The 12,876-nt window shown below is 69.7% G+C and carries 14 protein-coding genes; all 14 read left to right on the top strand.

Annotated elements, in window-relative coordinates; all coding sequences use genetic code 11:
* Positions 1-9 precede the first annotated feature (9 nt).
* Positions 10-621 carry a GTPase domain-containing protein gene (locus VF584_24760; protein HEX8213410.1) on the top strand — a complete coding sequence of 204 codons (612 nt, stop codon included), beginning with the start codon at positions 10-12 and terminating at the stop codon, positions 619-621.
* Positions 622-1,046: 425 nt separating this feature from the next.
* Complete coding sequence (locus VF584_24755) at positions 1,047-2,228, top strand: DnaA/Hda family protein (protein HEX8213409.1); 1,182 nt, start codon at positions 1,047-1,049, stop codon at positions 2,226-2,228.
* Position 2,229: 1 nt separating this feature from the next.
* Entirely contained in the window at positions 2,230-3,849 is a 1,620-nt protein-coding gene (locus VF584_24750; GenBank protein ID HEX8213408.1) for a DUF4388 domain-containing protein, read from the top strand.
* 981 nt (positions 3,850-4,830) lie between these two features.
* The gene (locus VF584_24745) at positions 4,831-5,286 is read left to right on the top strand and encodes a hypothetical protein (GenBank protein HEX8213407.1); all 456 of its coding nucleotides are present in this window, start codon (positions 4,831-4,833) and stop codon (positions 5,284-5,286) included.
* Between the two features lie 16 nt (positions 5,287-5,302).
* Entirely contained in the window at positions 5,303-5,746 is a 444-nt protein-coding gene (locus VF584_24740; protein HEX8213406.1) for a hypothetical protein, read from the top strand.
* A gap of 633 nt (positions 5,747-6,379) precedes the next feature.
* Positions 6,380-6,643, top strand: coding sequence for a hypothetical protein (locus tag VF584_24735; GenBank protein HEX8213405.1), 264 nt, complete (start codon positions 6,380-6,382; stop codon positions 6,641-6,643).
* A gap of 438 nt (positions 6,644-7,081) precedes the next feature.
* Positions 7,082-7,345: a hypothetical protein gene (locus tag VF584_24730; GenBank protein HEX8213404.1), complete on the top strand. Its 264-nt coding sequence runs from the start codon at positions 7,082-7,084 to the stop codon at positions 7,343-7,345.
* Positions 7,346-7,550: 205 nt separating this feature from the next.
* Positions 7,551-8,402, top strand: a complete 852-nt coding sequence (locus VF584_24725; protein ID HEX8213403.1) for a protein-glutamate O-methyltransferase CheR — start codon at positions 7,551-7,553, stop codon at positions 8,400-8,402.
* Positions 8,399-8,887 carry a chemotaxis protein CheD gene (locus VF584_24720; protein ID HEX8213402.1) on the top strand — a complete coding sequence of 163 codons (489 nt, stop codon included), beginning with the start codon at positions 8,399-8,401 and terminating at the stop codon, positions 8,885-8,887. Before VF584_24725 ends, VF584_24720 begins: the two co-directional genes overlap by 4 nt.
* A complete protein-coding gene (locus VF584_24715) occupies positions 8,874-9,983 on the top strand; it encodes a chemotaxis response regulator protein-glutamate methylesterase (protein ID HEX8213401.1) in 1,110 nt (369 codons plus the stop codon). The genes VF584_24720 and VF584_24715 overlap by 14 nt, the downstream gene beginning before the upstream one ends.
* A complete protein-coding gene (locus tag VF584_24710) occupies positions 9,980-10,447 on the top strand; it encodes a chemotaxis protein CheW (GenBank protein HEX8213400.1) in 468 nt (155 codons plus the stop codon). The genes VF584_24715 and VF584_24710 overlap by 4 nt, the downstream gene beginning before the upstream one ends.
* Positions 10,444-10,932, top strand: coding sequence for a chemotaxis protein CheW (locus tag VF584_24705; GenBank protein ID HEX8213399.1), 489 nt, complete (start codon positions 10,444-10,446; stop codon positions 10,930-10,932). The genes VF584_24710 and VF584_24705 overlap by 4 nt, the downstream gene beginning before the upstream one ends.
* Positions 10,929-11,780, top strand: a complete 852-nt coding sequence (locus VF584_24700; GenBank protein HEX8213398.1) for a tetratricopeptide repeat protein — start codon at positions 10,929-10,931, stop codon at positions 11,778-11,780. The genes VF584_24705 and VF584_24700 overlap by 4 nt, the downstream gene beginning before the upstream one ends.
* Complete coding sequence (locus VF584_24695; protein HEX8213397.1) at positions 11,777-12,721, top strand: hypothetical protein; 945 nt, start codon at positions 11,777-11,779, stop codon at positions 12,719-12,721. Before VF584_24700 ends, VF584_24695 begins: the two co-directional genes overlap by 4 nt.
* The last annotated feature ends 155 nt before the right edge of the window (positions 12,722-12,876 follow it).

The following is a 12,876-nucleotide window of genomic DNA, read 5'->3' as shown; positions in this document are numbered from 1 at the left end:
CTTCTCCTCATGAGCCTGGTCAACTACTCCACCCGCGAGATCACCTCCAAGATCGTGTACTACGGTCCGGGGCGCTCCGGGAAGACGACGAACCTACAGTACATCCACGGCCAGGTGCCGGAGGACCGGCGCGGGCGCATGATGTCGCTGGCCACCGAGACGGACCGCACCCTATTCTTCGACTTCCTCCCGCTCGACCTGGGGACGATCTCGGGGTTCCAGACGCGGTTCCAGCTCTACACGGTCCCCGGCCAGGTGTACTACGACGCCACCCGCAAGCTCGTGCTCCAGGGTGCGGACGGGGTCGTCTTCGTGGCCGACTCGCAGCGCGCCCAGCGCGAGGAGAACATCGAGAGCTTCCGCAACCTCCAGGTGAACCTGCTGGAGCAGGGCGTCGATCCGCGCACCATCCCCATCGTCCTGCAGTACAACAAGCGCGACCTCCCCGACGTGATGTCGATGGACGCGCTGGACGACCTCCTCAACTACCGGGACCTCCCCCGCTTCGAAGCCCGCGCCCTCTCTGGCGCCGGCGTCTTCGACACCCTCCGCGGCATCAGCTCCGAGGTGTTGAAGCGCCTGGCGCAGCGGTTCGGGCGGCCGGTTTCGGCGCTGGGGTAGTGCCCCCTCCCCCCGACCCCCTCCCCCGCCTGCGGGGGCGCAGGGCGGGTGAGGGGGAGAACACCGTTCGCTGCGCTGATGCCCGTGCCCGCCGCCGCTCCGGTGGCTACCTGGTTCCCCGTTCCGTGGTAGGGGCAGACCTGCGTGTCTGCCCACCCTCGCCGCGCCTCGCCCCCCGCGCCGCCGCGCCGATGCCGTAGGGGCCGCCCCACGTGGCTGCCCGTGCCCGCCGCCACGCCGGCCTCCGCACGACGCACAGACGCCCGCCCAACGCCCCTCCCCCAGGTAGTTATTGGGGGAGGGGCCGCGAGGTGACGAGCGGGGGAGGGGGCCCGCCCCTGCCATTCGCCCCCCCGATCCCCTATCTTCATCACCCGACCCCGCGACGCGACCACCCCCACCGGACGGCCGGACTGCAACCCGCGATGAAGTTCGAGCAGGACCCCCGCTTCACCTTCGACACCTTTGTGGTCGGCCCCGGCAACCGGATGGCCGCCGCCGCCGCGCGCCACGTGGCCGAATCGCCGGGCACCAGCTACAACCCGCTCTGGGTGTACGGCGCCCCCGGCACCGGCAAGAGCCACCTGCTGCGCGCCGTCGCCGCGCTCGCCTCCGCCGTGCGGCCGGAGCTGCGCGTGGTGGTGGAGACCGCCGAAGGGTTCGCCTCCCGCCTCTCCACCGCGATCGCGGCGGGGGGGCTGGAGGCGTTCCGCGATGGCGTGCTCGACTCAGGCCTCCTGGTGATCGACGACGCCGAGGGGCTCGCGGGGAAGGCGCGCACGCAGGAGGAGCTCGCGTCGCTCTGGGAGGAGATCCTGCGCCACAAGGTGCAGATGGTCTTCGCCGCCACCCTGTCCCCGGGGGAGGTGCCGGACGTGGACGAGGCGTTCCGCGCCCGGCTGGCGGACGGGCTGGTGGTGGACGTGTCGCCCCCGGAGCCGGAGACGCTGCGAGAGCTGGCGCGGCGGCGGGCGGCGGGGCAGGGCGTGGCGCTGGAGAACGGGGTGGACGAAGTGCTCGCCCGCCTCCCCCTGCGCGGCGCGCACGAGCTGCACGCCACCGTCGACCGCATCGCGGCGGTGCAGGCGGAGCGGGGAGCGCCCGTATCCGCCGACGAAGTGCCGTCGATCGTGGAGGGGAGCGCGGCGCCCAACGACGAGTTCAGCGCCTTCCTCAGCGACATCACCTTCACCGTGGGCCAGCTGGTGGAGGAGGCGCCGTGGCGCAAGCGGCTCGCCGAGGCCATCCTGCGCTGGGAGGGGGAGGGGATCCGCACCCGCCGCCTGGAGTCCGCGCTGGACGCCGACGCCGCGCCCGACGTGGACGCCGTGCTCGCCGGCTTCGCGGCCGACGTCGCGAGGCTTCGCGCCGTCCGCGACCAGCTTGCACCGCTGGACGACAAGGCCGCCGATTCCCCCGTCCTCGCCGATCCGGACCGCGTGAGCGAGGCGGAGGCGATGCTCCTATCCGCCCGCGCCGCCGCCGAGCGCAAGAAGGCGCAGGAGCCCGCCGCGGCGCCCGTGGACCGCTGGTACTTCACCAACGTGGAAAAGGTGGCGTGGGGCTGGGTCGCGCTCGACGACCGCCTGATCGAGGAGCTCGGCTGACATGGCGATCAAGGGCAACCTCCGCGAAGCCTCGCTCCCCGACGTCCTCCAGCTCCTGAGCATGGGGCAGAAGACGGGGTGCCTGTCGCTCACCGACCGCTCCAACTTCGGCTACATCTACTTCGAGCGCGGGCGCATCAGCTACGCCTCCATCGTCAACCGGCGCGACCGGCTGGGCGACCTGCTGGTGAAGAACGGGCTGCTGGACGCCAAGGACCTCTTCGCCGCCATCGACGACCAGGCGAAGTCGCCGGGCGAGCGGCTGGGCGAGATCCTGATCCGCCGCGGCTCAATCACGCGCGACCAGATGGAGCACTACATCCGCATCCAGATCGAGGAGGCGGTCTACTTCCTCTTCACCTGGACGCAGGGCTCCTTCTACTTCGAGGCGGACCAGCGCCCGGAGGAGGGCTCCTTCCAGGTGTCGATCAACCCGGAGAACCTCCTGCTGGAGGGGGCGCGGCGGATCGACGAGTGGAGCCTGATCGAGAAGAAGATCCCCTCGCTCGACCTGGTGTTCGAGACGGACCGCACCAAGCCGATGGACGGGCTGGAGCTGTCCGAGGACCAGCGGAAGATCATCCCGCTGATGGACGGCAAGCGGACCGTGCAGGAGCTGATCGAGGAGAGCGGGATGGTGGAGTTCGACGTGGGGAAGGCCCTCTTCGGGCTGATCCAGGCCGGCTTCGCCCACCCGGTGGGGCGCCGCTCGCACATCGAGCAGAAGGAGGTGCCGCAGGCGCGCATCGACGAGCACCGCAACCTGGGGATCGCCTTCTACCGCACGGGGATGTACGACGAGGCCACGCGCGAGTTCAGGCGCGTGGCGGAGCTGCAGCCGGGCAACGTGGACTCGCGCTTCCACCTGGCGCTGATCGGCCTGCGCAAGGGCGACGACCGGATGGCGCTCCGCTTCTTCAAGGAGACCACGGAGATGGCGGGCGCGCGCGCCCCCGTGCTGCACGGCATGTCGCTGGCGCTGGAGCGGCTGGGGCGCCTCCCCGACGCGCGCTTCGCCGCCGACGAGGCGGCGCGGCTGGCCCCGCAGCGCCCGCAGGTGCAGCTCTCGCGCGCCATCCTCCTGCTCAAGCAGGGCGAGGCGCACGAGGCCGCCGCGGCGTTCGCGCGCTTCCGCGAGGGGTTCACCGGGCCGCGCCTTCCCGCCGCCTACTTCGCCTTCGCCGTCCTGGCCGAGGCCGCTTCCGGCCGCGCCGATGCGGCGCTCAAGCTGGGCGAGGAGGGGATCAAGCTGCACGCGCACTCCGCCCCGCTGCACCTGCACCTGGGCGTGGTGCGCGAGCGCCGCGGCGAGTGGGAGCTAGCCGAAGCGATGTACCGCCGCGCCGTCGAGGAAGACGGCGACCTGCCGCAGGCGCACAAGGCCCTCGGCGACGCCCTCTACCGCCGCGGCGCCTACGACGACGCCGCCGAATCGTACGGCCGCGCCCTCCAGATCAACGCCGCCCTCGGCGACGACGTGTACTTCCGCCTCGGCAACATCCACTACAAGAAGATGGAGCGCGCCGAAGCCGTGAAGCTGTGGCGCCGCGCGCTGGAGCTGAACCCGCAGAACACCGTGGTGCGCACCAACCTGGAGCTGGTGGAGAGGGTGCTGGGCTGAGCAACCCGCCGGCGTTGGAGAAGAAGCGGATTTAACTCATTGAAGGACCGAGCTCGTCATAGCTGGGTCCGGAGCTCTTTCAGCACGCTCGCAATAAGCCACCGCCGGGACTGCGACCCTGCCCCCCGCCGTTTACCATCCGGACCATTGACGCCCATACCTGCACCGCTAGAGTTGGTCGTCGCGAGTTGTTCACCGCTTCAGGCGCGATTCTCTGCACCCCGCCCGCCGGGAACAAACCGGTGATCCGCTGTTACATTTCACGACATCCCAGGAACCCGCATGTTGGTCAGCCCTCTACGCGTGAGTAGTGTTCGTCTGCGCCCCTCGATGCGCCTGAGCTTCGTTTTGTTGGTTCTGAGCGCCGCCTGCCAGGACGCGCCGACTCTACCAACGGTCGCAGCAAGCGCCGGAACTGCGGTCGCACGGGTGAGCCAGGGGCAGCACCAGCGGGTGCCATTCTACTGCACTCTGGGCCGGTATTCACCGGCCGCCGGGGCGGGCTGGGAGACGCGCGCCGATACGCTCTCCTTCCCACCTGGCGAACTGGATGCTGCGGGTCGGACAGTTCGTTACGACTACAAGATTTCGTTCACAGATGGTCGCCCCCTCGCCTCCGCGAACTGCCTCGTGCCGTACACGGAAGGAGCGCTTCGGAGGGTGGATCGAAGGTTCGGCATAAAGGACGGAGGCGGGGCGGATCAGTACCGGGCGCGGCAGGGGATGGTCACGACGCAGGGCTGCGTCAAGGACGAGAACACCGGATGTGTGATGGACCCGCTCGTCGTTACCGCCCCGCCCAAGGACAACACGATGAGCGATCCGTGCGAGATCGATCCTCTCGGATGCCTCACTAAGCACTCCGGTGGAGAATACGATTGGTGGTACGATGGAGCTGGGTCCTGGAGCGGTGGAGGCGCTGAAACTCCATCAGACCCAAGGGATACACCGACTGACACCGCGTGTAACACGCCAGACCCGGTGGTCAACGCGGTCACCGTGCAAACAGGGTTCGAGGAGCTTTGGAAGAAGTCCAATTTTGAGGTCAATGGAGTTGTCCAGCCGCAGGCGGAACGGAGGGAGCAGGGGGGGTTTATTATCTCTACCGCAGCCGGGTACGCCTTCCAGTCGTTTCCGTCCGATTGGGATTATGGTCCGTGCTCAATCGGTTTCCCTCCGGACTTCGTCCCCCCTGCCGGCACTGTGGCCTGGGTGCACACGCATCCGTTCATACTCGGTGAGCAGCAGACGTCTTGCGGTGAGGTCATTCCGGGTTCGGGGTTGTACCAGAACTACGCCGGAAAATCGAGCGACGGGGACAACAAGACTTCTGCCCACTGGGGTATCCCCGGGTACCTGTTGGATGCTGACCACATTGCCCGATTCACGTCGGACGAGGCTGCTGCCGACGTTCCGTTCGGGCGTTGCGCCTACTAACCGGAGGATGCCACTCATGAAGGTTCTGACTCTGATCGCCCTGACCGGCGCTCTGTTCCTGGGTGAATCGACTGCACGGGTGTCTCGCGGCGAAGCCCAGGCTGCGCCCACCGCCTCCTGTCCTCCTGCTGACCGTAGCGGCGCGTCAATTGTGCGGAAGCTCCTGGCCTCGCCTCCGAGAACTGCCCTTCGCTGGGCTGCGGAATCTGCCCGGTTGCGCTACGTCCCTGCTCGTCCGCTCAGCGGTTCCGCTGACCAGGAACTCTGCTCGCGGCTGAATCGGTTCGTCACGCCCTCGGTGGTAGAGGACGCATCGGTGTCGCGGTCGTACTACGCGCTTGATGCCTACTACATCGTCGTGCTGAGGCGCGAGCGCGGAAGCAGGGTGCAAAAAAGCGAGTTTAGCCCGGTGATCATCCTGAATCGTGACTTGCAGCCGGTGGAAGTCCTTGGCATGTGAATGCCCGCCGGCACACCACGGGCCCGAAGTGCTTCCCGATTTGGGCCGGGAAGGACCTTGTTTGAGGCCGTACCGGACGGGGCGGGGCTTGGGGGAGGGCTTGGGGGTGTCCCGCTGGCGGGCCGGGCTGCGCTCGTAGCACCCGGAAGGGCACGTATGTGAAGCGATCACATGAGCATCATAGCGCTCTACTATCACCCTACCGCGACCATGGGGAACCCGGTGGCATTCTGACAAACGGAGGGCTAGCAGGTCACGTAAGCGACTGCAAGCGCACGTGCTCACCGTCCTCGTGGTGCTGGCGTCAGCGATGATCACAGGGCCGCTACAGGCGCAGGACCAGGAGGAGCAGGCAGCCGCGGCCAGGCACCGGACCAACTGCCGACTTGCCGACAGGTGGTCACGACATGTGAGCCACACACGAAAAGGAATTGGGCCGAGGCGTACGTAGGAATATGCCGGGAGGAAGGTCCGCCCGTCTTCGCGCGCAGGTGGTCGACCATTGCAGGCGATACGGGAGCGGTTGCGATCCTTCTCCACCGTAGCGCGCGTCTGGAAGATGCACGCATCTACGAGCAGCTACGCCGGACCGTTCTGGACCGGACTCGCCCCGAAGTGGTGCGCGTGGGAGCGATGCTCGTGCTCGTCCGGTACGTAGACCCGCACAACGCGGCCTGGTTCAACGATCTGATCCCTCCCCCCGACCCGATCCGGTACATTCGTGTGCCGCTCAGCAGTGCGCTGCACCCGGTGTCGTACCCGGGAACATCGCCGCTCCCGGCAACCCTGCGCGCCGAGGTCCTCGCACTGCTTGACGGGATCGCGGCAGCACGAGAAACCGAGTCTCGCACGATCTGGTACGCCGCGGCTTCGCTCGCGAAAGACATTCGGCCTTGAGGGATCTCCGCGCGTGTCCAGCACTCTTCCGAGCGGGGTATAACGAGCCGCCGCGCGTGACGGGAAAAGTACGACGCGCATCGGGGCTCACCCTCATCGCTGTGGCGATCACGTTCTTTGGAGCGCCGCTGTCGGCACAGATCGGGGAGGAGCACGCAGCGGCGGCCAAGCGCCGGAACGATTGCCGGCTCGCCGGCCAGGTGTATCACATCGGGGCAGCCTCACTCGAAGGCGGAATGGGCGAATGCGCGCATCGAAGTTTGCCCTGAGGAGGGTCCCGCCGTCTTTGCTCCGCGGTGGTTGACTGTCCCGGGGGATCTCGCTGCGGTGGGGACCCTCCTGCATCAGAGTCCGCGCCTGAGAGATGCGCGCATCTACGAGCATTTGCGCCGCACCGTGCTGGACCAGGCTCGGCCAGAGGTTGTGCGGGTTGGAGCGATGCTCGTACTCATTCGGTACGTGGATCCTCGCAGCGCAGCCTGGTTCAACGAGGTTAGACCGCCGGAAGGCCCGATCCGGCGCATCGGGGTGCCGCTCAGCAGTGCGCTTCACGACAACTCGGTCACCGGAGCATCGCCGCTGCCGCCAACGCTGCGCGACGAAGTGCTCGAACTGCTGGACCGCGTGGCCGCGGCGCAACAGACGGAGCCTCGTACGGTGTGGTACGCCGCGGCTTCACTCGCCAGGCGTATTCGGATGTGATCGGGGGCTGAGCAGAGCGGACGTGAGCAGGAGGGCGGGGACCGCGCGCGGTCCCCGCCCTCTTCCTTTCACGCTTGGGCGGCGGTTATCTTGTTGCCCTTCCCCTCGTCGCGCGAACGCCGCTCCCGGACGGACTCCTGGCATACATGGAACCGAAGAAGTTGGGGGCGCCGCCGCTCGTTGCGGACGCGGTGAGGGTGCCTGGATGAACGTTCCGCCCGCCGGCATCCCGCTCTTCCACCTGCCGCTGGAGGGGGACGACGAGGAGCTGGAGCTGCTGAAGCGCAAGATCGAGCGCGACCGGGGCTTCAACTGCCAGTTCTACAAGGACAAGTGCCTCCGCCGCCGCATCGCGGTGCGGATGCGGGCGCGCGGGGAGCGCACCTTTGCGGAGTACGCGTCGCTGCTGGACCGCGACCCGGGGGAGTACGACCTGCTGCTGGACACGCTGACCATCAACGTCACCAAGTTCTTTCGCAACATGGAGACGTGGACGGCGGTGGAGCAGCAGGTGGCGCCGCACCTCTTCGCCGGGCACGGGCCGGTGCGCGTGTGGAGCGCGGGGTCGGCCAGCGGCGAGGAGGCGTACACCGTCTCCATCCTGCTGCGCGAATGGGCGGAGCGCAACGGGCGCACGGCCGATCTGGCGCGGCTGCGCATCACCGGCACCGACATCGACCGGCGCTCGCTGGAGGCGGCGGAGCGGGGCGTGTATCCCGACCTCTCGCTGGTGGAGACGCCGGAGGATGTGCGGCGGCGCTGGTTCAGCCCCGGTCCACCGTACCACATCGACGCGGCGGCGAAGCGGGGCGTCCGCTTCGTGCACCGCGACCTGATCTCCGGACCGCCGGAGGAAGAACAGTCGCTGATCTTCTGCAGAAACGTGGTGATCTACTTCGACCGCGAGATCCAGGAGCGCCTCTTCAAGCGCTTCCACGACGCGCTGGTCCCCGGAGGGTTCCTGGTGATGGGCAAGGTAGAGACGCTGATCGGCGAGGCGCGCACGCTCTTCCGCTCGGTGAACAACCGCGAGCGGATCTTCCAGCGCCCCGCATGAAGCACGTCCATCACTTCGTAAAGGTGGCGCAGCACGCCGTGGGCGGGCGGGGCGACATGCTGGTGACGCTGGGGCTGGGCTCGTGCGTGGCGATCCTGCTGCAGGACCCCAGGGCGGGAGTAATGGGAATGGCGCACGCCCTCCTCCCCGAGCCGGGGCTCTCGCGCGACTCCAGCAACCCCTTCAAGTTCGCCACCACCGCCGTACCCGCGCTGGTGCAGGAGCTGAAGGCGATGGGCGCGCGCGAGACCCGGCTGGAGGCGCGGCTGGTGGGGGGCGCGGCGATGTTCTCCGCGCTGATGGTGCCGGGGACGCTCAACATGGGGGAGCGCAACCTGCGCGCGGCCCGGGCGGCGCTGGAGGAGGCGGGGATCCCCATCCTGGGCGAGGAGGTGGGGCGCGACTACGGGCGCTCGGTGCGCATGACGATCGGGCCGGGCAACACCGTCGTCTCTTCCGTCGGCAAGCCAGATGTCGCTCTCTAACCCCGCGGGGCGCCCGCACACGGTCCTGGTGGTGGACGACAGCGCCTTCATGCGAAAGGTGATCTCGGACATCCTCTCTCGCGGCGACGAGTTCAGGGTGATCGGCACGGCGCGCGACGGCAACGATGCGCTGCGCAAGGTCCACAAGCTGAACCCGGACCTGGTGACGATGGACGTGGAGATGCCGGAGCTGGACGGGCTCTCCGCGCTCGGCTACATCATGAGCGAGACGCCGCGCCCCGTGGTGATGCTTTCCGCGTACACCACGGAGCGCGCCGAGGCCACCATGCGCGCGCTGGACTACGGCGCGGTGGACTTCATCGCCAAGCCATCCGGCACCATCTCGCCGGACCTGGCCAAGGTGGCGGACCAGCTGCTGGACGCCCTGCGCGCCGCCGCCGCCGCCAACCTCGCCGCCGTGCCGGTGCGCATGCCGCGCCGCCCGCGCCCGGACCTGCCGCCCGCGCCGCCACGAAGCGCGCGCGCCGCCGGGGGCGCACCGTCGGACGTTGCGGTGGCGATCGCCGCATCCACGGGCGGGCCGCGGGCGCTGGCGGAGGTGATCCCGCGCATCCGCAATCCGCTGGGCGCGGCGGTGCTCGTGGTGCAGCACATGCCGCCCAACTTCACCCGCACCCTGGCCGAGCGGCTGGACGGGCTCGGCGGCCTCTCCGTGAGCGAAGCGGAGGACGGCGAGCCGGTGCGGCGCGACCACGTCTACCTGGCTCCCGGCGACTTCCACATGCGCGTGGTACGCGAGGGCGGGGAAGTGAGGATCGCGCTGGACCAGGAGCCGACCGTCTGGGGGGTGCGCCCCGCGGCCGATCCGCTCTTCCACAGCGTGGCCGGGGTGTACGGCGCGCGCTCCGTGGGCGTGGTGCTCACCGGGATGGGGCGCGACGGGGCGGACGGGCTGCGCGCCATCCGCGAGGCGGGTGGCGGCGCGCTGGCGCAGGACCGCGCCACCGCCGTCATCTGGGGGATGCCGCAGGCCGCCGCGGAGTGGGCCGAGCTCGTCCTGCCGCTGGACCGCGTCCCGGAGGAGATCGCCTTCGCGGTAGACGCGCGCCCCATTCCGCTGGCGGGGACCGGATGAGCGAGATGGACTTCCGCGCGCGCGCCGCGCTCGACGAGGGGGTGCAGGTGATCGCCTTCCGCATCGGCGGCGAGCTGCACGGGTGCGACATCCTCCTGGTGCACGAGGTGGTGGCGCGGCTCCCCGTCCATCCGCTCCCGGACATGCCGCCGCACCTGCTGGGCGTGGTGCGGCTGCGCGGCGAGCTGGTGCCGGTGCTGGACGTGGCGCCCGCGCTCGACCTGCGTCTGGAGGGCGGACGCCCCGCGGTGCTCGTCACGGGTGAGGAGGGCGCGCGCGTCGGCGTCGCGGCGGACGCGGTGAGCGACGTGATGACGGTGCCCCCCGGCGCGTTCAGGCCGGCCCCGCGCGGCGGCGGGTACCTGGTGGGAGTCGCCCGCGTAGGCGACCAGCTCGTCAACCTGATCGACCTGGCGGAGATCCTCCGCGACCAAGCCACCCTGTCTCACGGGGAAAAGCCTTGAGAAACGTACGCCAGGCGGCGGTGCCGCAGGTGCAGCTCGTCACCTTTCGCGTGGGGGGCGAGGAGTTCGGGCTGGACGTCTTCTCCGTGCACGAGATCCTCAGCTACCAGCAGCCCACCCCCATGCCGCGCGCCCCCGAGTTCGTGGAAGGGGTGCTGGACGTGCGCGGCACGCTGGTGCCCATCGTGGACCTGCGCCGCCGCTTCGAGACGCCGCAGGTGGTGTACGACGAGGACACGCGCATCGTGCTGGTGGACTTCAACGACGAGCGGCTCGGACTGGTGGTGGACAGCGTCACGGAGGTCCTCCGCGCGCCGGAGACGGCGGTGTCGCCGCCGCCGGCGTACATCCGCGGGCTGGCCGCCGAGTTCGTGCGCGGCATCGTGCGGGTGGGGGAGCGGCTGGTGGTGCTGATCGACCTGGACCGCATCCTCAGCAGCGAGGAGCGCATCGCCCTGGCCCACGCGGACCCCGCCGGGGAATGACGTTCGACGAGCTGAACGCCGCCCTCGAGGAGCGGTACGCGCGCATCGAGGGTGAGCTGGCGTCCGCCGGCGAGGCGCCGCGCCCGGAGCGAGAGCGGCTGCGCGGGGAGATCGTGGGGCTCTTTCGCGAGACGGAGGCGGCGCTGGAGCGGCTGGCCGAGTTCAAGGAGCGCATCCGCGGGCTGGTGGAGCGCTACAAGCAGCTCCCGGCGCCCAGGCCCGCGCCGGCCGCTTCGACCGTGTCCGACCACCTGGGCTCGTCCACGTACGTCGAGCGCGGCTGGAGCGCCATCGCCGCGGGCGACGCGAGCCGCGCGGTCAAGGAGCTGGAGCGGGCGCTGGAGCTGGCCCCCAACGACCCGCAGGCGGAGTCGCTGCTGGGCTGGGCGCAGATGCTGCGCGAGCAGTACGACGAGGCGCTCTACACCTACAGCAAGGTGCTGATGCGCGACCCCAACAACCCGCTGGCGCGGGTGAACCTGGGGTACATCTGCCTCAAGAAGGGGATCTTCGGCGAGGCCATCGAGCACCTGTCCCGCGCCATCCGCCAGGACGACGACCGCAAGGCGTCGCTGTACGCGCATCTTTACATGGGGATGCTGTACCTGGACCGCGAGATGTACGAGGACGCGCGCAGCTTCTTCCGCCGCACGCTGGAGCTGGGCCCCAACATGCTGCAGGCGTGGTGGGAGATCGGGCGGGCCTTTTACCAGGAAGGGAACGTCTCCGCCGCCGCCGACGCGTGGCGGCGCGGCTTCGAGGCGAACCGCTTCAACCTGTGGGGGGAGCGGTGCGGGGAAGCGCTGAAGAAGCTGGAAGCGGGCGAGCCGGTATCCTTCGCCGGGTGAGACGCGCGCTCCTGCTGGCGTTCGTCGTCGCGTGGGGCGGGCCGGCGGGGGCGCAGGAGGTGCTCTCGGGCGGAGGCGTGCGCGTGGTGCATGCGCCCCGGCACGCGCCGCTCGCGCGCGAGGTGCTGGCCGCCGCCCGCCGCCCGCTCGTCCTTCCGGGGCTCGGCTCGGCCGCGGCGCCGGAGTCCACCACCATCGTCCTGGCGGCCGACCCGGGGCAGTGGAGCGCGGCCACCGGCGGTATGGCGCCGGAGTGGGCGGGCGGCGTCGCCTTCCCGGACGAGCGGCTGATCGTCCTCCCCATCTACCCCTCCGCCGCCGTCCGCAGCTCCGAGACGGGGACGGTGCTGCGCCACGAGCTGGTGCACGTCCTCCTCCAGGAGCGTCTCCCGGGCGCCATCCCCCGCTGGTTCCACGAAGGCTACGCCGAGGTCGCCGCCGGAAGCTGGGACGTGGCGAGCGCGTGGCAGCTTCGCGTGGCCTTCCTCATGGGCCGCGCCCCGCCGCTGGACTCGCTGGCCCTTCGCTGGCCGCGCGGCTCGGGGGAGGCGCAGCTCGCGTACCTCCTCTCCGCCACCGCCGTGGAGCACATGCGCCGCCGCACGGGCGAGGACGGCTTCGCGCTGCTGATGTCGAACTGGCGGCGCGACGGCACGCTGGAGAAGGCGGTGCGCTCCACGTGGGGGATGACGATGGGGCAGCTGGAGGACGAGTGGCGCGAGGACGTACGCAGCCGCTACGGGTGGCTGCTGGCGGCGGGGAGCGTGGGGCTCGTCTGGTTCGTGGCCACCGTCCTCGTGCTCATCGCCTGGATCCCACGCCGCCGCCGCAATCGCGTGCGCATGGACGCCATGCGCGCCGAGGAGCGCATGCTGCCGCCCCCGCGTGAGGACGGCTTCGACGTCGAGTACCCGCTTCCGGAGCCGCCGGCGGAGCGGTGAGGAGGGCAACAGCGGCCTCACACAGTAGGCGTTCGACAGTGAAAGCTACACGCGAGAGACGGAATTGGCGCCATTGCTGGACTTTCGTATCCAAAATCGTTGGATTCACCGAAAACATGTTGTACATGGATTTCTACTCCGCCTTGACTTCGCAG

This window comes from Longimicrobium sp. (assembly GCA_036389135.1).
GTDB lineage: Bacteria > Gemmatimonadota > Gemmatimonadetes > Longimicrobiales > Longimicrobiaceae > Longimicrobium.
This window is presented reverse-complemented; position numbering and strand designations above follow the sequence as displayed.